Annotated in this window: 24 protein-coding genes and 1 riboswitch; of the genes, 22 read left to right on the top strand and 2 right to left on the bottom strand. The window is 28.6% G+C overall.

Going from position 1 to position 23706, the window contains the following annotated elements; translation table 11 throughout:
• Nucleotides 1-4 precede the first annotated feature (4 nt).
• From JOC62_RS06515 to JOC62_RS06485, 7 genes are all read left to right on the top strand, one after another.
• Nucleotides 5-556, top strand: coding sequence for a hypothetical protein (locus JOC62_RS06515; protein WP_204594410.1), 552 nt, complete (start codon nt 5-7; stop codon nt 554-556).
• A 337-nt stretch (nt 557-893) separates the two neighbouring features.
• Nucleotides 894-1865 carry a GTP pyrophosphokinase gene (locus JOC62_RS06510; protein WP_204594409.1) on the top strand — a complete coding sequence of 324 codons (972 nt, stop codon included), beginning with the start codon at nt 894-896 and terminating at the stop codon, nt 1863-1865.
• A gap of 33 nt (nt 1866-1898) precedes the next feature.
• The gene (locus tag JOC62_RS06505; protein ID WP_204594408.1) at nt 1899-2594 is read left to right on the top strand and encodes a hypothetical protein; all 696 of its coding nucleotides are present in this window, start codon (nt 1899-1901) and stop codon (nt 2592-2594) included.
• Between the two features lie 470 nt (nt 2595-3064).
• On the top strand, nt 3065-3232 hold the full coding sequence (locus JOC62_RS06500) for a small, acid-soluble spore protein, alpha/beta type (RefSeq protein ID WP_204594407.1): 168 nt from the start codon (nt 3065-3067) through the stop codon (nt 3230-3232).
• A gap of 36 nt (nt 3233-3268) precedes the next feature.
• Nucleotides 3269-3439, top strand: coding sequence for a hypothetical protein (locus JOC62_RS06495; protein ID WP_204594406.1), 171 nt, complete (start codon nt 3269-3271; stop codon nt 3437-3439).
• 370 nt (nt 3440-3809) lie between these two features.
• Nucleotides 3810-3909: riboswitch (purine riboswitch) on the top strand.
• 81 nt (nt 3910-3990) lie between these two features.
• The gene (gene add, locus JOC62_RS06490; RefSeq protein ID WP_204594405.1) at nt 3991-4986 is read left to right on the top strand and encodes an adenosine deaminase; all 996 of its coding nucleotides are present in this window, start codon (nt 3991-3993) and stop codon (nt 4984-4986) included.
• 117 nt (nt 4987-5103) lie between these two features.
• Nucleotides 5104-5778: a DUF6241 domain-containing protein gene (locus JOC62_RS06485; protein WP_204594404.1), complete on the top strand. Its 675-nt coding sequence runs from the start codon at nt 5104-5106 to the stop codon at nt 5776-5778.
• Between the two features lie 61 nt (nt 5779-5839).
• Here the strand turns inward: JOC62_RS06485 and JOC62_RS06480 are convergent, their stop codons facing one another.
• Entirely contained in the window at nt 5840-6589 is a 750-nt protein-coding gene (locus JOC62_RS06480; RefSeq protein ID WP_204594403.1) for an amino acid ABC transporter ATP-binding protein, read from the bottom strand.
• Between the two features lie 12 nt (nt 6590-6601).
• Entirely contained in the window at nt 6602-8107 is a 1506-nt protein-coding gene (locus JOC62_RS06475; protein ID WP_204594431.1) for an ABC transporter permease subunit, read from the bottom strand.
• 253 nt (nt 8108-8360) lie between these two features.
• Between JOC62_RS06475 and JOC62_RS06470 the strand changes: the two genes are divergently transcribed.
• The 15 genes from JOC62_RS06470 (at nt 8361) to JOC62_RS06400 (ending at nt 23696) form a co-directional block, all read left to right on the top strand.
• Nucleotides 8361-9368, top strand: coding sequence for a tyrosine-protein phosphatase (locus JOC62_RS06470; RefSeq protein ID WP_204594402.1), 1008 nt, complete (start codon nt 8361-8363; stop codon nt 9366-9368).
• Nucleotides 9369-9752: 384 nt separating this feature from the next.
• Nucleotides 9753-10337 (top strand): hypothetical protein, encoded by a 585-nt coding sequence (locus tag JOC62_RS06465; protein ID WP_204594401.1) that lies wholly within the window; start codon nt 9753-9755, stop codon nt 10335-10337.
• A 205-nt stretch (nt 10338-10542) separates the two neighbouring features.
• Complete coding sequence (gene ruvA, locus JOC62_RS06460; RefSeq protein ID WP_204594400.1) at nt 10543-11151, top strand: Holliday junction branch migration protein RuvA; 609 nt, start codon at nt 10543-10545, stop codon at nt 11149-11151.
• Between the two features lie 12 nt (nt 11152-11163).
• Nucleotides 11164-12195, top strand: a complete 1032-nt coding sequence (ruvB, locus tag JOC62_RS06455; protein WP_204594399.1) for a Holliday junction branch migration DNA helicase RuvB — start codon at nt 11164-11166, stop codon at nt 12193-12195.
• 17 nt (nt 12196-12212) lie between these two features.
• The gene (gene queA / locus JOC62_RS06450) at nt 12213-13238 is read left to right on the top strand and encodes a tRNA preQ1(34) S-adenosylmethionine ribosyltransferase-isomerase QueA (RefSeq protein WP_204594398.1); all 1026 of its coding nucleotides are present in this window, start codon (nt 12213-12215) and stop codon (nt 13236-13238) included.
• A 31-nt stretch (nt 13239-13269) separates the two neighbouring features.
• On the top strand, nt 13270-14409 hold the full coding sequence (gene tgt, locus JOC62_RS06445) for a tRNA guanosine(34) transglycosylase Tgt (protein ID WP_204594397.1): 1140 nt from the start codon (nt 13270-13272) through the stop codon (nt 14407-14409).
• 127 nt (nt 14410-14536) lie between these two features.
• Nucleotides 14537-14815 carry a preprotein translocase subunit YajC gene (gene yajC / locus JOC62_RS06440; protein WP_204594396.1) on the top strand — a complete coding sequence of 93 codons (279 nt, stop codon included), beginning with the start codon at nt 14537-14539 and terminating at the stop codon, nt 14813-14815.
• A 365-nt stretch (nt 14816-15180) separates the two neighbouring features.
• Nucleotides 15181-16431 carry a protein translocase subunit SecD gene (secD, locus tag JOC62_RS06435; protein WP_204594395.1) on the top strand — a complete coding sequence of 417 codons (1251 nt, stop codon included), beginning with the start codon at nt 15181-15183 and terminating at the stop codon, nt 16429-16431.
• A 4-nt stretch (nt 16432-16435) separates the two neighbouring features.
• A complete protein-coding gene (secF, locus tag JOC62_RS06430; protein ID WP_204594394.1) occupies nt 16436-17305 on the top strand; it encodes a protein translocase subunit SecF in 870 nt (289 codons plus the stop codon).
• A 143-nt stretch (nt 17306-17448) separates the two neighbouring features.
• Nucleotides 17449-18306: a DHH family phosphoesterase gene (locus JOC62_RS06425; protein WP_204594430.1), complete on the top strand. Its 858-nt coding sequence runs from the start codon at nt 17449-17451 to the stop codon at nt 18304-18306.
• 45 nt (nt 18307-18351) lie between these two features.
• Nucleotides 18352-18870, top strand: a complete 519-nt coding sequence (locus JOC62_RS06420; protein ID WP_204594393.1) for an adenine phosphoribosyltransferase — start codon at nt 18352-18354, stop codon at nt 18868-18870.
• A 117-nt stretch (nt 18871-18987) separates the two neighbouring features.
• On the top strand, nt 18988-21174 hold the full coding sequence (locus tag JOC62_RS06415; protein ID WP_204594392.1) for a RelA/SpoT family protein: 2187 nt from the start codon (nt 18988-18990) through the stop codon (nt 21172-21174).
• 17 nt (nt 21175-21191) lie between these two features.
• Nucleotides 21192-21641, top strand: a complete 450-nt coding sequence (dtd, locus tag JOC62_RS06410; protein WP_204594391.1) for a D-aminoacyl-tRNA deacylase — start codon at nt 21192-21194, stop codon at nt 21639-21641.
• A gap of 18 nt (nt 21642-21659) precedes the next feature.
• On the top strand, nt 21660-22259 hold the full coding sequence (locus JOC62_RS06405) for an MBL fold metallo-hydrolase (protein ID WP_204594390.1): 600 nt from the start codon (nt 21660-21662) through the stop codon (nt 22257-22259).
• Between the two features lie 9 nt (nt 22260-22268).
• Entirely contained in the window at nt 22269-23696 is a 1428-nt protein-coding gene (locus JOC62_RS06400; protein WP_204594389.1) for a coproporphyrinogen III oxidase, read from the top strand.
• Nucleotides 23697-23706: the final 10 nt, after the last annotated feature.

The raw sequence follows: 23706 nt of genomic DNA, 5'->3' as shown, positions 1-23706 counted from the left end.
ACAAATGAAAAGAGTGTTGTATTTAGACCAAGGTGAAAAATATAGTGATAAACAAGAAGGTTACTTTATGGTTCCTAATTGGTTATTTGATGAAGGTGAATATATTGAATTGGATGTTTATGAAAGAATGGCATTAATATATATTATTAGGTTAGTTAATAAAAAGGATAATAGTCAAGGAAAAGGTGATATTTTCTTTTTAGCATCAGAGCATCTAGCAAAAGTGTGCAATTTTTCAATAGGAAAAGCAAAATTAGTATTAAAAAAATTACAAGTTCAGGGATTCATTAAAAAAATAATGACAGGTAGTAATTTTACTGGTAAAGCTAATACATATAGAGTGATGAATTTACAACCAATGTATGTAGATGGAAAAGAAGTAGCTTTAAGTGAAGCAGAACATAATTTGTCAGAAGAAGATTTTAATGAATTATTATTTAAATGTAAAGGGGTTACTTATTATTATTCTGATGAAGAAAAATATTCACATAGAAAAGCATTGCCATTATTAATAGAAAAGGAAAGTGGAGAAATAGGGTGTTTTAGTAATAATTAAATATTTTAAACAAGGGTATACAAGGGGGACAGGGGAAGGGAAAGTTAAGTAATAAGAATTATATTATTATATAAATAGTTACTATATGTACTCTATAAAGAACATAATATAAAGAACAAATATTAAAGAAATAATAAAAAAGATGTATTTGGATTAATTTCATTAATCACAACATAACCATAATATTTGATGATATTTTTAGAACAAAATGCAACAAAATTAATTTAAGAATTTAGTGTAATATAAGATATAATAACAAAAAAGATAAGTTTTTAAATTACAGTGTTGCATTTGTATGTTAAAATATAATGTGGATAAATATGGAGGGGTTATAAGTATGAGTGTTGAAGAATTAGCTTTTTTTGAATTAGAAGGTATGGATGGGAGAATTAGTAAACTAGAAATTGGAGATAGGTTGGAATTATTATCATTACCAGATATTGATTTTGAGGTTTATACAATAGCAGAAATTGAGAGGATAGATAAAAACTTATGGTATTTCAGTGACTACAATAATGTATGTGGCTTAGAGGATATAAATATTGAACAAGTGATAAAAGAAATAAATAGTAATGAAAACTATGAGCTAAGAGAAGGAACAAATACAATAACTATTATAATTAGAGAAGATATTACTTTTGATAAAGTTAACTCTTTATGGAATGAAGTTAGAAATGATTTTATAGGATATGCAAGTGCTATAAAGCAGAATAGATTATACAATAAAGTTGAAAAAAGGATAACTAATTATCTACCTGTTTATGAGAGGGCAAAAAATAAGATAATACTTGAACTTGACAGTTATTCAAGGGAGGTAAGTAAGAATGAATGCAATATTATAGAGGTTATTGGTAGAACAAAAAATATAGAAAGTTTAGAGGAAAAGGTATATAGAAAAAATATTCTTAGTAGCCAAGTGTTTGAAAGATTTGATGATATTGCAGGAGTTAGAGTGGTATGTGAATATATCTCAGATGTTTATAAATTGTTGGAATATATAAAAAATAATCCATTAATTAGGGTTATAGATATTGAAGATAAAATTAAGAATCCTACTAAGGAAGGGTATAGGGGGATACATGTTATTGTAGTAGTTGATGTATTTTATCAAGGAAAACTTAATGATAATATTAAAGTGGAAATTCAATTAAGAACATCATTTCAAAATGCTTGGGCAATGAAGACACATCATTTAACATATAAAAAAGAAGATATATCTGAAATTGCCTTAAATGAAATGAAACAATTAGGAGATTATTTATATGATGCAGATAAAAAAGCACAAGAATTAAGAGATATTATAATATAAAATTAATATTATTTGAAGTTAGTAAGGGGTGTAATGTTGGAAAATTGGGCAATATCATTAATTACAGGAGTTATAGTGTTTTTTATTACTTGGCCAATAAATAATTGGTTAACTAGTAAGAGTACTAAGAAAGAATATTTTGAAAGTATTAGTAAAGCTAATAATAGTTGTTTAGAAATATTAAAGGAGTATATTTTAACATTTAATTTATTTAAATTAAATATAGTTAAATCAGTTATACATGGACAAGCATTAAAATATAAGGTTGAAATTAAGGATATGTATACTATTGAACAAATAAAAGCTGTTTTAATAAGTGATTTTATAACTATGAGATTTATTCAAGATATACAAAGAAATGAAATATTAGAAATGCTTGATAATATGGAAGTGGTAGAGCACTGTGAAGAATATACAAGTATTAAAGAAGATATAACAAATAAGGAAGTTCAAAATAAAAAGATTATTAATCTTCTAACTACTTTTATGTCATTAATAGTAACTATATTAACCATGTTTTACATGATAATATCATTAAATGGAACTAATATTACAGTAGGCTTTAAAGAAAAAGATTTATTACTTTTATTATTGCCTATGATATTAAGTGTTGAGGCTGTATTTATATTAATGTTGAAATTAAAAAGGGAAAGGGAAAAAAAGAGAAATATAAATGAAGTTTTAAAAGATAGTAGAAAAAATCAATTTGAAAAAAAAGATGAAAATTGATATAATGATTATGTTTTTACTGATGTTTTCAGTTAAGGTAACTGTTAATATGCTTTGAAATTAAAAGTAGGTTTAAACCTAGTAAAATATAGATTAAAACTTTAAAGAACTGTGATGTTCAAGAAGTTTACCACAATGCTGAATTCCCTGAAGGATGGGACGAATAAAAGGATAAGTTTACCTTTTAAAATTAAAGAATTATCAGTAATTAAATAAAAAAGCAATTAAACACACTTTTAATCTTGATATATAATTTTTGTATATTGAGGTTAGAGGTGTGTTTTTTGATTTAATTTAAAAAATAGTTAGTTATTTAATCTATAAAAAATTATATTACCTAATTTTACGATTAAGTAATATAAAGGATTTTAAAATATTAAATAACTCTTTAGGAAAGCATTTAAGGAATAGATAACTATGTAACGCTAATAATATAAATGATGATTTATTTAGTTAAAGGAGTTGATAGAATGTCTCATAAAAATAATAAAAATAGTAAAGATAATAAAAAATCAAAACAAAAAAGTAAAAAAGAAGTAGAAAAAATGAAAGTTGAAACAGCAAATGAAATAGGATATTCTAGTGAGTCAAGGAAACTTGGAAAAAATAAAGAGAGAAAAGCACCTTTTAAAAAATAATAGATTAACAATCTATTAATTGAAGGAGGAATAATAATGAGCCATAAAGAGTATAGAAGTACAGACCCAAATTTTAAGAATGAAGGACAAAAGACAACACCTAGATTGGATGAATTGCAATATGAGATAGCAAATGAAGTTGGCTTTGAGAAAATAGCAAAAGAAGCAGGAAGAGTAACGAAGAGAAAAGAAAATCCTAAAATGTAATAAATAAAAATAAAGAAGATAATTAACTTATCTTCTTTATTTTTAGATATATTATCTCAAATATATTGAAAAAAATATAATATATGGTAGAATAATAGTAAATATGAATAATGTTCATATTTATACTATGGGTGAGAGGGGAATTTTAAATGAATAAAAAATTAGCACTAGAGGTTAGAAGAGACTCCTTAGCAAACAAAGGAAGTCAAAATGCAGCTTTAATTGCAAAGGTTAACAGAAAGCTTAGAAAATTAGAAGCTTAATCTAAAAGTGATTTATTAGTTAATAATAATGATTAAAAAGGCATCAATTATGATGCTTTTTATTTTTAAAAAATACTATTGCTTTATTAAAAAAATATGATAGAATATATTTAATTTAAAAAATGATTCGTATAATCCTTAAAATATGGTTAAGGAGTTTCTACCAAGAACCAATAATTCTTGATTACGAAGAAAAGATTCAAAGATTTGAGTGTTTTCTTCGCAATCAAGAATTTTTTTTATACAAAAATACATATATTAAGGAAAATAGTTTAGGAGGAGCATATTATGAAGTTTAAAAATTTACCAAAGGTTGAATTGCATTGTCATTTAGATGGATGCTTAAGAGTAGATACGGTTTTAGATATTATAGAAAAAGAAAAAATAGCTGTAGATAGAAAAGATTATGAGGAAATGAAGAAAATATTGGTTGTACCAGATGATTGCCCTTCATTAGATGAGTATTTAAAAAGATTTGATTTACCAGTTAAATTAATGCAAAGTAGAGAAAATCTTAAAAGAATTGCCTATGAATTAATTGAAGATGTAAGTAAGGAAAATGTTAAATATATAGAAATTAGATTTGCACCACTTTTCCATAAAGAAAAAGGAATGAAGGTTCCGGAAATTATAGAAAGTGTAATTGATGGATTAAAAGAAGGGGAAAGAGATTTTGGCGTTAAAAGTAATCTTATTTTAAGCCTTTTAAGACATATGCCTGTGGATTCAGTATATGAAGTTGTAGAAGGTGGACGTGAATTTATAGGCAGAGGTGTTGTTGCTTTAGATCTTGCAGGAGGAGAAGTTGAAGGATTTGCTAAAGCATTTGAAGAACCATTTAAACTTGGAAGGAAGTATGGATATAGAGTTACAATACATGCAGGAGAAACAGGATTTTCAAGAAATGTAAAAGATGCAATAGAACTTTTAGGAGCGGAAAGAATAGGACATGCAGTAGCTATTGAAAAAGATAAAGAAGTATATGAGTTAGTTAGAAAAAAGAATGTAACATTAGAAATGTGCCCTAAGAGTAATGTTCAAACTAAAGCAGTGAAAGACTATGAAGTACATCCTATAAAAAAATTCTTGGATGATAATCTGAATGTTAACTTAAGCACTGACAATAGAACAGTATCTAATATAACTTTAACAGAAGAATGTAATAAAATAGATGAGATACATTCACTAAGCAAAGAGGATTTTAAAAAGATATATCTAAATAGTGTAGAAGGTGCTTTTTGTGATAGAGATACGAAAGAGTGGTTGTTAAAAGAAATATTATAAATTTTAAAAAGAGGTGATTCTATCATCTCTTTTTATTTTTATAGAAATTATTTATTGAAATATGTCTCCCTATAATGTAAAATTATAATATAAATGTAAATAAAAGGGAGAGGTAATATGAAAAACAATATAGGTGATGAAAAAATTAATGGGAAAGGTGAAGAGGAAGAGATTATTATGGATAATAATGAAGACGAAGTTATAGATAATAAGTATGAAAATAATGATGAGGGCTATGAAGAGTGGGAAGAAGAATGTGAAGAAGATGAGGAGGATTATGAAGAAATAAGTATTAGTAAGGGTAGTAGGAACATAATAATTGCTTTAATAGTAACAATTGTAGTATCATTACCATTAGGATTTTTGCTATATAAATATGAAATCAGAGAGAGTAAAAACGATAATATACAGAATGTAAGTGTTAAAGGTCAAAAAATTAATAGTTTAGAAAGTAATGAGGGAGAAGTAGATAGTAAAAATATAAATAATATAGAAAAGATATATGATGAAGTTCATAAAATGGCGAATTCATTAATAATTGCAGAAGATAATCAAATTTGGGGTGAAGAGAAGATAACTAGAAAAAGGATAAAGGAATTATTAGAATCAGTAGAAGATATAGACGATTTTCTTACTGTAGAAATAGAAAAGTGGGACAAGCTAGATTTCAATAATGCTGTTGAAGTTCATAACTATGTATGGAAAAAGCTTGGTGGAACCGTAGGTAAAGCTATAGATTTAAATAATGAAGGTATAAATGAAGCTATAGCGGAAATTGACAATGAAGAATAAGCTTATAAAGATATAAAAATCCTATCTAAGATATCTTAGATAGGATTTTTTATATAATTAATTATACATCTTTATTTAGATTTACAAATCTACTTAGGAATTGTTTTGTTCTATCATTTTTAGGGAATTTAAATATTTCATCAGGAGTCCCTTCTTCAACAACAACACCATCTGACATAAATATTATTCTATCACCAACATCTCTAGCAAAAGACATTTCATGAGTAACTATAATCATTGTTCTATGTTCTTTTGCTAGATCTTTAATAACATTTAAAACTTCAGTTACAAGTTCCGGATCAAGTGCTGAAGTTGGTTCATCAAAAAGAATAACATTTGGATTTATTGCCATAGCACGAGCAATGCTAACTCTTTGTTTTTGACCTCCAGATAAAGTTCCAGGATAAACATCCTTTTTATCTTCCATACCAACCTTTTTTAGTGTATTTAAGGCGATTTTTATTGCTTCATCTTTATTTAATCTTTTTACAACAAGTAAAGCTTCAGTTACATTTTGAAGAACTGTTTTGTTATTAAATAAATTATAATGTTGAAAGACCATTGCTGATTGCTTTCTTAAATTAGCTATATCTTTTTTTGATACATTTTCTACATTTATATTAACATCACCAATTGAGATTTCTCCGCTATCTGGTTTTTCTAAGTAATTTAGACATCTTAGAAAAGTTGATTTACCAGAACCAGATGGTCCAAGTATAACAACAACTTCTCCAGTTTTTACTTCTAAATTAATATCTTTTAATACTTCTAACTTTTTGAAGTTTTTCTTTAAACCTTTTACTTTTATCATTCCATTCACCCCTTAATATACTGAAAGCTTTCTTTCTAAGATTCTTTGTAGGTAATTAAAGAATTCGATTATAATCCAGTACATAATAGCTACAACAATATAGCTTTCAAAGAATTTGTAGCTTGCTGCAGCTTCCATTTGAGCTTTTGCAAGAAGTTCTACAACACCCAATGTAAAAGCAAGAGATGAACCTTTGACAGTATCTACAAAGATATTACCAAGAGGTGGTATAGCTATTCTAAATGCTTGAGGAAGAATGATTCTTCTAAGGCCTTGACCTCTTGTCATACCAACTGAAAGGCAAGCTTCCATTTGACCTTTATCTATGGCATTTATTGATGATCTAAGTATTTCAGCTATATATGCTGAAGCATTTAATCCAAGACCTATAAGAGCTGCTGTATATGCACTCATATTTTCAAGTCCAGGTATTACTTGAGGAACACCAAAATATAATAAGAATAATTGAACTAAAAGAGGTGTACCTCTAAAGAATGAGATATAAATTTCAGCTATTTGTTTTAAAACAGGCAATTTATAAATTCTTATTATTGAAAGAACAATACCTACTATAAGTCCTATTATCATACCAAAGATTGAAAGAGATAAAGTAGTCTTAACAGCTGTAAGTAGCATAGGTATTAATTTTAGTGAATACATAAAATCAAAAGATAATGAACTATGGGTATTAGCTACAGCAGCATTTGTATTACCTTCATTATTGTTTGGAACAGTTACATTCATTCCAAGCCATTTTTCAGATATAGACTTTAATGTACCATCATTTTTCATATCATTTAAAGCACTATTTACTTGTTTAACAAGATCTTCATTTTCCTTAGTTTTTCTAAAAGGATATGCATTTTCTATTTTATCAATAGGAGACCCTGCAAGTTGTAGTGCTAAATTCTTTTCTTTTATAGCAGCAAGGGCAGAAACTTTATCAATAACTACAGCATCTATTCTTCCAAGTAATAGTTCATTAAAAGCTGCATCTGTATTTTGATATGTAATAACTTGTATATTTTTACCTTTGCCTTTATCTTTAACTATCTGTTCATAGTTACTACCAAGGTCAACACCAACTTTTTTACCTTCTAAATCATTAAATGACTTTATTGAATCATTACCTTTTTTTACTATGATTTGAGCTCCGCTGTATACAGTTGGTTCAGTAAAGTAGTATTTTTCTTTTCTTTCATTTGATATGCTTATTTGATTAGCTAATGTATCAACTTTGCCACTTTCAAGCATTCCAAATAATCCACTAAAGGAAGCTGTCTTAAATTCTACATTATATCCAAGACGCTTACCTATATCATTCCAAATATCAATTTCAAATCCACTAAGCTTACCATTATCTGAAAAAGTGAATGGATAGTAAGAGCCAGATGTTCCGATGGTTATAGTTTTTTTATTGGTGTTTGCTACTTGATTATTTTCTTTTGGTGCACACCCAACAAAAGCAAGAATAATCAGTGCAAGAGATGTAATAAGTAATAAAATTTTCTTTTTCATCTTTTTCATTTGTAGTCCTCTTCCCATTATTAAAATATATTATTTTTTGATTATATACAATTCCCATCGGAATTGTCAACAATGTTGAGTTTAAATATATGTTAATAATTATGATTAGTAATTTTAAAAGAAGTTATGTGAATAAAATTACTAATTATTTATTTTTATATAAATTATTTTTTAAAAAAAGAAAGTTTTAAATTAAGAGTTATAATATTAATATACATAGAGTTACTTAAGGGAGGATGGGAAAATGAAAAAGTTAAACGGAAATATAATACGAGGAGATAATGGAGAAATTACAATTAAACTAAATAGAAAATGTAGTGATTTAGAAGTTTATTATAGTAGCAAATTAAATGGAGATAACGAATTTTTAAAAGATTTTAAAAATACTGATGAAATAAAGTTTATGGATCCAGAAACAAACAATAGAACTTTTTATAAGGTTAAAGATAAGGATAGTGATTGTGAAATAATATTAGCTGAAAGAATAGTACCTCTTAAAAAATTTTCAAATTTTAGAGATTTAGGTGGTTATGATACTAAGGATGGAAGGAGAGTTAAATGGGGATTATTCTATAGATCGGAAGATTTGTTTAATTTAAAGGATGGTGACTTAGAATATTTTAAGACTTTAGGTATTAAATATGTATTAGATTATAGATCAAAGGAAGAAGCAGATAAAAGTCCAGATGTGCAAGTTGAGGGGGTTAAAAATATAAATATATCAGCTATGAGCAATCTAGGAAATGACAATTTAGATATGGCAAGTTATGTAGAAGGAATCCTAAAAGGAGATAAAATGACAATAACTCCTAAAGAATTATTAATAGAAGGATATAAGAGTATGCCATTAAATAATCCAGCATTTAAAGAATTATTTAAGCTTTTTAAAAATCCACAAAATACAGCTATATTACAACATTGTACAGCAGGTAAGGATAGAACCGGTATAGGTTCAGCATTAATATTACTTGCACTTAATGTTCCGGAAGAAACTGTTATTTTAGATTATTTAGAAAGTAATAATAATAGGAAAGTAAGTAATGAAAAAGTTATGGCTATGTGTAACCCATATATTAAAGATGAAGAAACTAAGAAATTAATAGAGGGAATTTTAGGCGTAAATAGAGATTTTATAGGAGAAAGTCTAAAAGTAATAAAGGATAATTATAGTTCTTATGATGAATACTTTGAAAAAGAATATGGCTTAAATAAAGATGATTTAAAAAATTTAAGAAATACATATCTATATTAAGCTTTTATTGATTAGTTATGTATATTAACTTATTTGTAGATAAATTTAATTTTATAATCTGAAGTATTAAAAAGCTGTGCAATCTAAAAAGCAGATAAATTAAGTGATTTTATTAGTGATAATGGATTATTAAATGAAGAAGAATTTGGTAGGGTTTCAGATGGAGTATTTTAATTAAGTGAATAATTGAAAAATATTACATTAATAAAGAATATGAAGATAAGTTAAAGTATAGATAAAGAGGTTTTGTATATAAGCAAAACCTCTTATATTTTTTTAATTTATTAATAGTAAAAAATATTTAGTAAAAAGAAAGAAGAAAAATTTAAGATTTTGTATAAAAAGTGGAATAATGTGAATAATGACCAATAAGGAGTGATGAAAATGAAGATAAATAAAAAGTTTTATTTTACAATGTTTATTATAGGAATTATTGGTCTATTTTTTACTAGCTATTATTTTGTATCAGAGAGTATTAAAAATAGAAATTTAAATAATCAATTTGAAAGTACTGCTGAGGAAACTGTTGCTAGTCAAGGAGAAAGGGCACTTAGAGAAAATCTAAAAGTATCATTCTATACAGGTGAAACTAGAGATAAGACTACTACGGTCAGTGAACTACTTAAAGAACTTAATATAGAAAAAAATCTTACAGAAGAAATTCTTTCAAAGGCAGTATTGACTGATGGGTATAAGCTAGCTAATAAATCAGATGATACTTTTGTATACAAAAGAGAGAAGGAGGATTCATTAAAGCCAAATACATATTATATAGGCGAAAGTGATGGTTACCTAGCTATTTACAAAACGGATGATAAAGGTACTATAAAAAAAGAAAAAGTATATTCAGAAGATACTCCTATAGATATGCTTAGAGATATTGATGTAAATAAGCTTAAAAATTATAAGTATTTTAATAGTACAAAACTTGAAGATGTTGAAAATAAAATAACAGAGCTAATTACCTAAAAACCTCTTAATTTAATAGTAGAACTTGTTTTAGACTAGAGGAATTTTAGTCAAACTTTTAAGACCTAGCAATAAAGATTGCTAGGTCTTAAAATATTTTTAAAAATAATATGATTTGTTGAAAGATTTTGATTAAAATGATAAAGTAATAAGTAGACTTATATGGGAACATACTTTCACCTAGACACAGGAAGGGGGAACCTTAATGTACGAGTACATAAAAGGTAAATACGTAGGAATAATAAAGGATTATGTTGTTGTTGAAAATAATGGCATAGGATATAAAATATATTCTTCAGGAATTTCAATGGCTGGAATGCCAGCTATTGGAGAAGAGGTTATGCTTTATTTAGAGCAAATAGTTAGGGAAGATTTTATTGGATTATATGGTTTTTTATCTAAGGAAGAACTGAAAATGTTTAATATGTTACTTAGTATAAACGGTGTTGGAGCAAAAGCTGCATTGTCACTTTTATCAATAAGTAAAATTAATAATTTAAAATATTCAATAATGACTGGTGATGATAAACACCTTTGTAGAGCACCAGGAATTGGGAAGAAGACAGCTGGAAGAATTATCTTAGAACTTAAAGATAAGCTAAAACCTGATGAATTCTTTGATGAAGATAGTGATGGTAGCCAAGGATTAGATGTAAATAATGATGATTATGGAATTAAGATATCAGAAGTTCTTGGAGCACTTTTAGCTTTAGGATATAGTGAGAAAGAAGCTAATATGGCAATAAAAAATGTTAAAAAAGACAGCACAGTAGAAATTATGATAAAAGATTGTTTAAGAGTATTAATGGGGTAGGTGATTTAAAATATGGAAAGAATTATTACGCCAGATGAGCTTAATGAAGATTTTAATGGTGAATTAAGCTTAAGACCTCAAAAAATAAGTGAATATATTGGGCAAGATAAAGTAAAAGAAAGATTAGATATTTTTATAACTGCGGCAAAAAATAGAGGCGAAGCGTTAGACCATGTTCTTTTATATGGACCACCAGGTCTTGGTAAGACTACTCTAGCAAATATTATTGCAACAGAAATGGGTGGTAATTTAAAAATAACATCAGGACCAGCTATAGAAAGAGCGGGAGATCTAGCTGCAATTCTTACAACACTTGAAGATAATGATGTTTTATTTATAGATGAAATTCATAGATTAAATAGGAATGTAGAAGAAATTCTTTATCCTGCTATGGAAGATTATGCACTTGATATAGTTATTGGTAAAGGAGCTGCTGCAAAATCTATAAGGCTGGATCTTCCGAAATTTACTTTAATAGGAGCAACAACTAGAATTGGAATGTTAACCTCTCCTCTTAGAGATAGATTTGGGGTATTATGTTCTATGGAATACTATACGGAAGAGCAGTTAAAGGATATTATTGTAAGAAGTGCATTAGTTCTTGGGTGTGCTATAACAGAAGAGGGTGCAGCAGAGATTGCAAGAAGGTCAAGAGGTACACCAAGAATTGCAAATAGACTTTTAAAGAGAGTTAGAGATTACTCAGAAGTTAAGGCGGATAATCTAGTGAGTTTTAAAGAATCAAGAGAAGCTTTAGAATTATTAGAGGTTGATAGCCAAGGTTTTGATAGAGTCGACAATAAAATATTAGAAGCTATTATTGACAATTTTAAAGGTGGGCCTGTTGGAATAGAAACTCTTTCTTATTTTATAGGAGAAGAACTTGGAACTTTAGAGGATGTATATGAGCCATATCTTCTTCAAAGAGGTTTTATAGTAAGAACTCCAAGAGGAAGAGTTGCAACTGAAAAGGCTTATAAACATTTAGGAAGAAAATTTGGTGTTGAGAATAAACGAGGAGAACAAAAAAGTTTTTTTAAATAGTAAGGGAGACGAAAGATATGAAAGTAAGCGATTTTGACTTTTATTTACCAGAGGAGTTAATAGCACAACATCCGTTAGAGAAAAGAGATACATCAAGATTAATGGTTCTTGATAAAAAGACTGGGAAAATAGAACATAAAATCTTTAAGGATATATTAGATTATTTAAATGAAGGAGATACCCTAATTTTAAACAATACGAGAGTTATGCCTGCTAGACTTATAGGGTGTAAGGAAGGAACTGGTGGTAAAATTGAGTTTTTACTACTTAAAAGATTAGATGGAGACAAATGGGAATGCTTAGCAAAACCAGGGAAGAGTGCAAAACCAGGAAGAAGATTTGAATTTGGAGAAGGAAAACTTAAATGTGAAGTTTTAGAAGTCTTAGAAACTGGAAATAGAGTTATAGAGTTTGAATATGAAGGTATATTTGAAGAGGTTTTAGATTCATTAGGAGAAATGCCACTTCCTCCATATATTCATGAGAGACTTGATGATAGAGAAAGATATCAGACAGTTTATTCAAAAGAAACAGGTTCAGCAGCAGCACCAACAGCTGGATTACATTTTACTGAAGAATTATTAAAGGAAATAGAAGATAAAGGAGTAAATGTTGCATACCTTACTTTACATGTAGGGCTTGGCACATTTAGACCGGTTAAAGCTGAAACAATTGATGAACATGTTATGCATTCAGAATTCTATCAATTATCAAAGGAAACAGCAGATATAATAAATAATACTAAGAAAAATGGTGGGAGAATAATATCAGTTGGAACAACATCAACTAGAACTCTAGAAACTATTGGTGATGAAAATGGATTTGTAAGAGAATGTAGTGGATGGACTGATATATTCATATACCCAGGATATAAATTTAAAGTTGTAGATAATTTAATAACAAACTTTCATTTGCCAGAATCAACTTTAATAATGCTAGTATCTGCACTTGCAGGACAAGAACATGTATTAAATGCGTATAAAGAAGCAGTAAAAGAAAGATACAGATTCTTCTCATTTGGAGATGCAATGTTTATAAAATAACATTTAGGATAAATTTAAAGGAGTGAAATTTTTGAGTAAAAGATATACATTATTAAAAAAAGACGGAGATGCTAGAAGAGGTAGATTTGTTACACCTCATGGAACAATAGAGACACCTGTATTTATGAATGTCGGAACTTTAGCAGCTATTAAGGGTGCGGTTTCAAGTATGGATCTAAAAGATATAGGATGTCAAGTAGAGCTTTCAAATACATATCATTTACACCTTAGACCATCAGATAAAGTTGTTAGAGAAATGGGTGGATTACATGAATTTATGAATTGGGATAGACCAATTCTTACTGATTCAGGTGGATTCCAAGTATTCTCATTATCAGGAATTAGAAAGATAAAAGAAGAAGGAGTTTACTTTAATTCACATATAGATGGTAAAAAGATTTTTATGGGACCAGAAGAAAGTATGCAAATACAAAGTAATTTAGCTTCAACAATAGCAATGGCTTTTGATGAATGTATTGAAATACCTTCACCAAGAGAATATGTAGAAAAATCAGTTGCTAGAACTACAAGATGGCTTGAAAGATGTAAAGCTGAGATGGATAGATTAAATTCACTTCCTGACACAATAAATAAAGAACAGATGCTATTTGGTATAAATCAAGGTGCAACTTTTAAAGATATTAGAATTGAACATGCAAAAACAATTTCTAAGATGGACTTAGATGGTTATGCAATAGGTGGGCTTGCAGTAGGAGAAACTCATGAGGAAATGTATGAAGTTATAGAAACTGTAGTACCTTATCTTCCACAAGATAAACCAATATATTTAATGGGAGTTGGAACTCCAGCTAATATATTAGAGGCAGTTGAAAGAGGCGTAGATTTCTTCGATTGTGTTCTTCCTGCAAGAAACGGAAGACATGGCCATGTTTTCACTAAAGATGGTAAGATAAATATAATGAACAAAAGATTTGAACTAGATAAAAGTCCAATAGATGAGGGATGTCAATGTCCTACTTGTAAAAATTATACAAGAGCATATATAAGACATTTATTTAAAGCAAAAGAAATGCTTGCTATGAGACTTTGTGTTCTTCACAATCTTTATTTCTATAATAAACTTATGGAAGACATAAGAAAAGCTATAGATGAAGATAGATTTAAAGAATTTAAAGAACAAAAGCTTAAAGAATGGAATATAAAAAAATAATTCTATGAATTGTACTTCATAAAGTGAAAACTTGGTTGACAACAAAAAGAAATAACTGTAAACTCATTTTATGGAATAGTATTTAATTCCAACGAAGAATAATTTTAGCGCGAAAGGAAGTAGAACAATGGCAATTTTATATCAAATACTACCATTAGTATTAATATTCGGACTTTTCTTCTTCATGATAATCCTTCCAGAAAAGAAGAGAAAGAAACAATATAGCCAAATGATGGATGCATTACAAGTTAACGATGAAATAATGACAAGAGGCGGAATTGTTGGTAAAATAGTTCAAATGGATGAAGAACATGTTGTTATCGAAACTAGTTCAGATAGAACAAAGATTAAGTTAGTAAGAAATTCAATTGCAAGTAAAGTATATAAAGAAGAAGCAAAAGCATAATATAAATATCCATCAGCAATGTTGATGGATATTTTTTTTGTATTCAAATAATATATTTTATTAAATATATTATAAAAATATATAATGAAATATATATTTATTATATATTTTTAAGAAAAAGTATGTTGATTGAGAAAGAAAATATTCATTAATCGACAAATTTTAATATATAAGACTTATTAAGAAAAACTTATAATGGCTACATAATGCTTTATTAAGGTAAGTTATTATGTTATAATAAAAATCGATTTACGAAATAAAATACCAATAAATGTAAAGATCCAGTAGGAAAAATAGGATATTATATCATTAAATTGGGAATTATAATATGAAGATTAATACTTAAATGACGAAGGGGGATAAAGATGAAAGGAAAAGGAAAAAGCACATTTATTTTCACGCTTTGCACCTTAGCTATCATAATTCTTGCGGCTGTATGCTTCAGGGGCGTTAAGGTAGGCGGATGGGAGGTTAAATCTTTCAATGATACAATAACAAAAGGATTAGACCTTCAGGGTGGAGTTTCAGTGCTACTTGGAATTCAGGATGAAAACGTAAGTCACGAGGATTTACAAAAAACAAAAGATTTAATTCAGCTAAGAGTTAATAAACTTGGAGTAGCTGAAACTGTTGTTACTACAGAAGGTGACAATAGAATTAGAGTTGATATACCTGGAGAATATAATTCTCAAGGAATAGTTGATGCTTTAAGTAAAACAGGAGATCTTACATTTAAGGCACCAGATGGAACAGTTATATTAACTGGAAAAGATGTAAAGAAAGCATCTGCAACCATTGATCAACAAACTAATAAGCCAGTGGTTTCCCTTGAGTTAAATGATGAGGGTACAAAGTTATTTTCAGAAGCTACACAAAAATACTTAGGAAAACAAATTTCAATAAATATGGACAATGAACAGCTTACAAATCCTACAGTTCAAAACCAAATAACTAATGGAGAAGCTGTAATAACTGGAATGAGCAGTGTAGATGAAGCTAAAAATATTGCAGGACTTATAAATTCAGGAGCACTTCCAGTTTCAATAAAAGCTCTTTCACAACAAACGGTAGGAGCACAGCTTGGAGCATCAGCATTACCAAATGCTATGAAAGCTGGTGTTATTGGTATATGCTTAATATTTGTATTTATGATTCTTTATTACAGAGTGCCAGGAGTTATTGCAAGTATAGCTTTAACATTATATACAACATTAGTACTTTTAGTATTTGTTGAAGTAGGTGTAACACTTACATTGCCAGGTATAGCAGGTTTATTACTTACTATAGGTATGGCAGTTGATGCAAATGTACTTATATTTGAGAGAGTTAGAGAAGAACTTAGGAATGGAGTTTCAGTAAAATCCGCTGTAAAAAGAGGATTTGATAATGCGCTTTCATCAATAGTTGATTCAAATGTAACAACAATGATTGCAGCACTAGTATTATACTTTTTCGGTTCAGGCTCAGTTAAAGGGTTTGCAATAACATTAATGATAGGTATAGTTGTAAGTTTATTTACTGCACTAATAGTTACTAAATTCTTAATGAATCAAGCTTTAAATGCTGGATTATTAAGTAAGCCATCTCGTTTTAGAGTGAAAGTGAAAAGGGGGTAAAGCTATGCTAAAGATAATTGAACATGCAAAGATATGGATTGCTTTATCACTTGCTGTTATAGTAATTGGATTAGGGTTTATGTTTACAAGAGGTCTTAATTTTGGAATAGACTTTAAAGGTGGTACTCAAGTAGTATTTAACTTTGGTAAAGAATTTGATAAAGCATCAGCAGATAATATTGTTAAAAAATATTCACCAGAGGCTGTAACTAATACTGTAAATAGTACAGAGTATGAAATTAAAGCTCCAGACTTAAGCAGTCAAAAGGTTAATGAAATATATGATCAATTCAAAAAAGATTTTAAAATAGGTGATAAGGCTTTAGTTTCACAAAATGAAATTGGAGCATCAATAGGAAAAGAATTAACACAAAAAGCATTTATAGCATTAGCTATAGCTTTCGTGTGTATGCTTATTTATATAGCAATAAGATTTGAAATAAAATTTGGTATAGCAGCGCTAATTGCTCTATTCCATGATATATTAATTACATTAAGTGTATATGCGATATTTAATATCACAGTTAACTCACCATTTATAGCAGCGATACTTACTATTGTAGGTTACTCAATAAATGATACTATAGTAATTTTTGATAGAATAAGAGAAAATTCTAAGTTTATGAGAAGAACTTCTCCAACAGAAATTGCAGATAAGAGTTTAACACAAACTATGTCAAGATCAATTAATACTACACTTACTACATTGATCACAATAATAGCAGTTAATATTTTTGTTCCTACAGTTAGGGAGTTTTCATTCCCTCTTATAATTGGTATAGCTACAGGAGCTTACTCATCAATATTTATAGCATCACCAATGTGGGTTTGGTTACAAAAAAAAGGAACAAAAAAGAAGGTAGTAGAAGCATAATTTATTGATTACGACAGCAAAATATAAACCTTCAAAACTAAGTTTTGAGGGTTTTTTATTTTTTTTTCATAAATATTTGTCAAATGACCTGTTTTAAATTATAATATTATTGTTTTCTAATTTTATGGAGGAGATAGTAAGTGATGCGTAAGTTTTGGGAGAGCATATATTGTCCTAATTACATAAGAGGATATAACCCCTTTATTTTAAAAGACATGAACAAGTCTATAGAGCGTCTTGTTACTGCTATTAATAATAGGGAAAAAATCATTATATATGGAACAAACACTGTTGATGGTATTTGTGCAATTGCTTCCTTAAGCTTAGTGCTAAGATACTTAAATGCAGATGTAGAGTATTTAATACACGACGGAGGGGAAGAATGTAAAGAGGTAGGCTCTTTTGATATAAAGACTAAAGTTGATTTTCTAGGGGGAGAATTGCTTATTACTTTAGGGGTGGATTTAGTTTCACAGATTGAAGTGGAATTATGTGAAAGCCTTGGGATAGACCTAATTGTTCTTGAAAATAAAAAAACAGAAGAAAAGAGAGATTACATTTACATAAATCCTAGACAAAAGTCATGCCAATATAGGTACAAGACGTTATCTATAAGTGCGTTGAGTTTTAAGCTAATGCAAGCAATAGCTATTTATTACAATATGAAGAGTATTAATAAATACTTGGATCTAATTTTAATTGGTACGAAATGGGCAGGTTCTTCAGCAAGAGGGGAAAACGCTGTTTTCTTAAAAGAAGGTAAGAAGTTTTTAGATAACACGAATAATATTGGATTAAGAGCAATAATTAATTTTAATAATATAGAAGAACTTGATGATGAGAATATAGAGAAAATGATAAATTTAATTACGCCAACTACAAGTGCAGTTGGTATGATTAATAATGCTAGAATCGTTTTAGAATTACTTACAACAAATGATGAGGATAGAGCGGAGCAGATAGCGAAATATTTATACAATACGAGAATACGCCAAATATAAAATTTAATTTTCAGGTGAAATTCTTAAAATATTGGAGGAATTAGTATGAATTTAAAAGACAAAATAAGAGTAATTGACAACTTTCCAAAAGAAGGAATAAGCTTTAAAGACATCACTACATTAATAGGTGATGGAGAAGGGTTAAGAGCATCTGTTGATGCAATAGTTGAACATTTAAAGGACAAGAATATTGATGTAGTAGTAGGACCAGAGGCTAGAGGATTCATATTTGGAGTTCCTGTTGCTTATGCTTTAGGAGTAGGATTTATACCAGTTAGAAAGCCTGGAAAATTACCAGGGGAAACTCTTTCAATAGCCTATGATTTAGAATATGGTACAGATAATTTAGAGTTACACAAAGGTGCAATTAAAAAAGGACAAAGAGTAGCAATTGTTGATGATTTATTAGCTACAGGTGGAACTATTGAAGCAGTTGCAAAACTTGTAGAACTTGCAGGTGGTGAAGTTGCATCATTGGATTTTGTCATTGAACTTACTGAATTAAATGGTATAGATAAGCTTAAAGGTTATGATGTAATGTCATTAACAAAGTACGATGTCTAAAATTATTGAAAATGATTTGATAATATTATATAATAATAGATAATGGCTGGTTAGAAAACCAGCCTTTGATTTTAAGTAATTATAGTTTTTTAGACTATTTTAAGGAGAGTAATCCTAATGATAGAAAATTTGGTTAAAGTTATAAATGAAAATTGTAACAATGTTGATATCGAAACAATAAAAAAAGCATATAATTTAGCAAAAGAGGCTCATAAAAGTCAAAGCAGAGAATCTGGAGAACCTTACATAATACATCCAATAGATGTAGCTTGTATTTTGGCTGAACTAGGGATGGATACAAGTACAATTGCTGCAGGCCTTTTACATGATGTAATTGAAGATACAGATTACACCTATGAGGATATGGCTAAGGAATTTAATGAAGAGATTGCAAATTTAGTTGAGGGTGTTACAAAACTTGGTAAAATCAAATATAAGACTAAAGAAGAGCAACAAGCTGATAATGTAAGGAAAATGCTCCTTGCAATGGCTAAGGATATAAGAGTAATAATTATAAAATTAGCAGATAGACTTCATAATATGAGAACCTTAAAGTTTATGAAAAAAGAGAAGCAAAAACAAAAGGCAAAGGAAACCTTAGACATTTATGCTCCACTTGCACATAGACTGGGGATGTCTAAAATTAAATGGGAATTAGAGGATTTAAGCTTTAGATATCTACATGAAGAGGAATATTATGATTTAGTTCATAAAATCGCTGAGAAGAGAATTGAGAGGGAAGAATATATAGATTCCGTTATAAAAGATTTACATGAAAAGCTTGAAGATTCAGGAATTGATGCAGATATAGAGGGAAGACCAAAACATTTTTATAGTATTTATAGAAAGATGGTTAATAAGCATAAAAGTATTGAGCAGATATTTGATTTAACAGCAATAAGGATTTTAGTTGATTCTGTTAAGGATTGCTATGGAGTATTAGGCATTGTTCATACTATATATAAGCCTATTCCAGGAAGATTTAAAGATTATATAGCGATGCCTAAACCTAATATGTATCAATCTCTTCATACAACTGTAATTGGGCCACAAGGAAAAACCTTTGAAATTCAAATAAGAACTTTTGAGATGCATAAAACAGCAGAGTATGGTATAGCTGCTCACTGGAAGTACAAAGAAGGTAGTAGTGATGAAGAGAAAGGTATGGACTTTGAAACAAAGCTTGCATGGCTTAGAGATATTTTAGAATGGCAAAAGGAAACTTCAGATGCAGAAGAGTTTATGGAAGGATTCAAAATAGATTTATTCTCAGATGAAGTATTCGTATTCACTCCAAAAGGAGTTGTAATAAACCTTGCCAGTGGATCAACACCAATAGATTTTGCTTATAGAATACATACGGATATAGGAAATAGATGTGTCGGAGCTAAAGTTAATGGAAAAATAGTTCCTTTAGATTATAAGCTTAAAACTGGAGAAATAGTAGAGATAATAACCTCAAAAACTGCTAAAGGTCCTAAGATGGATTGGCTTAATATTGCAAAGAGTAATCAAGCTAAAAGTAAAATAAGGCAGTGGTTTAAGAGAGTTAAAAAGGAAGAAAATATCGAAAAAGGTAAGGAACTTTTAGAAAAAGAGCTAAAAAAACAATGTGTAAATTATCATGATATCGCAAAGGGTGATGTATATGATAGAATGATGAAAAGATATAACATTCATCAAATGGATGATCTTTATTCAAGTATAGGTGTTGGAATGATAACTGCATCTACATTTGTTTCAAGACTTAAAGAAGATAATATAGATGAAAAAGATAAATATTCTAAAGAAGCTGTAGAAAAAAATATTGAAGAACAAATACAAAAGAGTGAAAGAAAACAAGAAAAAGAGAAAAGCTATGGAATAGCAATAAAGGGTCTTAATAATATTATGGTAAGATTCGCAAAATGTTGTAACCCGGTTCCTGGAGATGATGTTTTAGGATATATCACAAAGGGAAGGGGTGTATCAATCCATAGAAAAGACTGTAACAATCTAAAAACTTTAATAGAGACTGAACCAGAAAAGATAGTTGAAGCAAGTTTTGGAAGAGCAGAAGGATCTGGTTATGTTGCTGAAATACAAATAAAGACAGAAGATAGAATGGGGATTTTATCTGAAATAATGGTTGTTATTAGTGAAAAGGGATTACCACTTAATTCATTAAATGCTAATTCAGCAAAAGGAAATATAGCTATTATAAATATAAAGGTTAAAATAAACTCAGTTGAACAATTAAAAGAATTTATGAAAGCTATAAGAAAGATTAAAGGGGTAATAGACGTATACAGAATGAATAATTAAAAAAGGATGTGTTCGTTTTGAGAGCAGTAGTACAGAGAGTTTCTTCATCAAGAGTAAGAGTAGATGGAGAAGTAGTAGGAGAAATTAATTTAGGGGTAAATGTTCTAGTTGGCATTTCAAAAGAGGACTCTGTAGAAGATTTAAAATACATAAAGGATAAGATAATAAATCTTAGAATTTTTGAAGATGAAAATGATAAGATGAATCATTCTTTATTAGATGTAAAAGGTGATATATTAGCTATCTCACAATTTACTCTTTATGGTGATTGTAGAAAAGGTAGAAGACCTAATTTTATGAATGCCAAAGGTGGAGAAGAAGCTAAAATATTATATGATAAATTTATAGAGATGTTAAAAGAAACAGGTTTAAAAGTAGAAACAGGAGAATTTGGAGCTCATATGCAAGTTGATATTCAAAATGATGGACCAGTTACTATTCTACTAGATAGTTTCAAACAATTTTAATCTTAAGGAGATGCTTTTATGATAATAAAAACAATACCAGCAGGAATATATGATGCAAACTGCTATATAGTAATTGATAATGATACAAGAGAAGCTGGGATCATTGATCCAGGTGGAGATGAAATAAAACTTGAAGAAATAATAAAAAGTTTAGATATAAAACCTAAATTTATTTTATTAACTCATGCGCATGTTGATCATGTTGGAGCTGTTGAATATTTAAGTAAATTATTAAATATTCCATTCTACATGCATGAATCAGAAGTAAAGTATATAGAAAATGATAATTATGTCTTTGGAAACATAAGAAAAGCTGATGGTTATTTAGATGAAAATACAGAATTATATCTTGGAAATCACAGGATTAATGTTATCCATACACCAGGACATACAGAAGGTGGAGTTTGTTTCCTAATTGATAAAGATTTATTCTCAGGTGATACATTATTCCAAGGTGCAATAGGAAGAACAGACTTTTCAGGAGGAGACTTTGGAAAGATAATAAGTAGTATAAAGACTAAGTTATTACCTTTAGGTGATGATATCACTGTATACCCAGGTCATGGACCAAAGTCATCAATTGGATTTGAAAAGAGAAATAATCCATTTTTAACTTAAGGAGAAATTATGATAATTAATATAGGATTAAATGATTTAAAATACAGATATGATGTCTATCAAATGTTTAATATATATTTTCCTCTAGATGAATTAAAGTTTCCAGAAGCGGGAGACTTTGATTATATAGTAAATATAGAAAGTGATGAAATTATCTTTAAAAATTCAACCTTAGAGATAAAGGAGACAGTTGGAGATAATATAAAGGATTCTATTAAGAAGGCTATATTTAAAGGGCTTAAAGAAATAACTAATGATGTTTATCCTTGGGGAACTTTAGTAGGAATAAGACCCTCTAAGATTGCTTTAAAACTTCTTAATGAGGGAAAGAGCGAAGAGGAAATAATAAAATATTTCTATGATAAGCATATGGCAAGTGAAGAGAAAGCAAAACTTTGTATTGATGTTGCAAAGCTTGAAGAGAAGTTTGTAAAAACAAACAATGAAAAGATTGCTATTTATATAGGTATGGCTTTTTGCCCAACAAGATGCCTATATTGTTCTTTTGCATCTAATCCTATAGGAGGAAATAAGAAGCTAGTAGCTCCTTATTTAAATGCACTTTCTCATGAAATAGAGAAAATCAAAGAATATGTAGATAAAAAGGACTTAGAGATAGAAACAGTATATTTTGGAGGTGGTACTCCAACTGCTGTATCAAATGAAGAGTTTGAAGATATGATGAAGAAGGTTTATAATTCTTTTGTAAGAGATAGAGAAATTTTAGAATTTACAGTTGAATGTGGAAGACCTGATTCAATTACTAGAGAAAAACTTGAAACGATGAAAAAGTATAAAGTTTCAAGAATAAGTATAAATCCTCAGACTATGAATGATGAAACTTTAAAATTAATTGGAAGAAATCATAGTGTAGAAGATGTCAAAGAAAAATTCAATATGGCAAGAGAACTTGGATTTAATGATATAAATATGGATATGATAATAGGACTTCCAGGAGAAGGGCTTGAAGAAGCTTATAATACTGTAAGAGAAATAAAAAAACTTAAGCCTGATAGTTTAACTGTTCATGGACTTTCATTAAAGAGAGGCTCAAGACTTTATGAGAACTTTATACTTAAAAAAGGTCTTGGAATTAAAGATCAAGAAGAAATAGCTAAAATGTATGATGAAAGTAAAAAACTTTCTAAGGACTTAGGCCTTAAAGCATACTATATGTATAGACAAAAAAACATGGTTGGAAATATGGAGAACCTAGGATATGCAAAGGAAGGAAAAGAGTGTATTTATAATATGCAGATGATAGAAGATACTCAAACTATAATTGCACTTGGCGCTGATGCAGTATCCAAGGTAGTTTTCTTAGATGAGAACAGAATAGAAAGATTCCCAAATGTTAAAGATGTTAGAGAATATGTAAATAGAATAGATGAAATGATAAAAGGTAAGATAAAATTACTAGATACATTATATAAATAGGAGGGAATTA

This window comes from Clostridium sardiniense, assembly GCF_016907995.1.
Lineage (GTDB): Bacteria > Bacillota > Clostridia > Clostridiales > Clostridiaceae > Clostridium > Clostridium sardiniense.
This window is presented reverse-complemented; position numbering and strand designations above follow the sequence as displayed.

Bases quoted from the DNA above. Each gene is read 5' to 3' on its own strand.
- queA (WP_204594398.1), top strand. From the start codon at position 12,213: ATGAAAGTAAGCGATTTTGACTTTTATTTACCAGAGGAGTTAATAGCA.
- JOC62_RS06505 (WP_204594408.1), top strand. From the start codon at position 1,899: ATGTTGGAAAATTGGGCAATATCATTAATTACAGGAGTTATAGTGTTT.
- JOC62_RS06420 (WP_204594393.1), top strand. From the start codon at position 18,352: ATGAATTTAAAAGACAAAATAAGAGTAATTGACAACTTTCCAAAAGAA.
- JOC62_RS06470 (WP_204594402.1), top strand. From the start codon at position 8,361: ATGAAAAAGTTAAACGGAAATATAATACGAGGAGATAATGGAGAAATT.
- JOC62_RS06465 (WP_204594401.1), top strand. From the start codon at position 9,753: ATGAAGATAAATAAAAAGTTTTATTTTACAATGTTTATTATAGGAATT.
- JOC62_RS06485 (WP_204594404.1), top strand. From the start codon at position 5,104: ATGAAAAACAATATAGGTGATGAAAAAATTAATGGGAAAGGTGAAGAG.
- JOC62_RS06405 (WP_204594390.1), top strand. From the start codon at position 21,660: ATGATAATAAAAACAATACCAGCAGGAATATATGATGCAAACTGCTAT.
- JOC62_RS06475 (WP_204594431.1), bottom strand. From the start codon at position 8,107: ATGAAAAAGAAAATTTTATTACTTATTACATCTCTTGCACTGATTATT.
- secD (WP_204594395.1), top strand. From the start codon at position 15,181: ATGAAAGGAAAAGGAAAAAGCACATTTATTTTCACGCTTTGCACCTTA.
- JOC62_RS06425 (WP_204594430.1), top strand. From the start codon at position 17,449: ATGCGTAAGTTTTGGGAGAGCATATATTGTCCTAATTACATAAGAGGA.
- ruvB (WP_204594399.1), top strand. From the start codon at position 11,164: ATGGAAAGAATTATTACGCCAGATGAGCTTAATGAAGATTTTAATGGT.
- JOC62_RS06400 (WP_204594389.1), top strand. From the start codon at position 22,269: ATGATAATTAATATAGGATTAAATGATTTAAAATACAGATATGATGTC.
- JOC62_RS06500 (WP_204594407.1), top strand. From the start codon at position 3,065: ATGTCTCATAAAAATAATAAAAATAGTAAAGATAATAAAAAATCAAAA.
- add (WP_204594405.1), top strand. From the start codon at position 3,991: ATGAAGTTTAAAAATTTACCAAAGGTTGAATTGCATTGTCATTTAGAT.
- JOC62_RS06480 (WP_204594403.1), bottom strand. From the start codon at position 6,589: ATGATAAAAGTAAAAGGTTTAAAGAAAAACTTCAAAAAGTTAGAAGTA.
- yajC (WP_204594396.1), top strand. From the start codon at position 14,537: ATGGCAATTTTATATCAAATACTACCATTAGTATTAATATTCGGACTT.
- JOC62_RS06495 (WP_204594406.1), top strand. From the start codon at position 3,269: ATGAGCCATAAAGAGTATAGAAGTACAGACCCAAATTTTAAGAATGAA.
- secF (WP_204594394.1), top strand. From the start codon at position 16,436: ATGCTAAAGATAATTGAACATGCAAAGATATGGATTGCTTTATCACTT.
- ruvA (WP_204594400.1), top strand. From the start codon at position 10,543: ATGTACGAGTACATAAAAGGTAAATACGTAGGAATAATAAAGGATTAT.
- JOC62_RS06510 (WP_204594409.1), top strand. From the start codon at position 894: ATGAGTGTTGAAGAATTAGCTTTTTTTGAATTAGAAGGTATGGATGGG.
- JOC62_RS06415 (WP_204594392.1), top strand. From the start codon at position 18,988: ATGATAGAAAATTTGGTTAAAGTTATAAATGAAAATTGTAACAATGTT.
- JOC62_RS06515 (WP_204594410.1), top strand. From the start codon at position 5: ATGAAAAGAGTGTTGTATTTAGACCAAGGTGAAAAATATAGTGATAAA.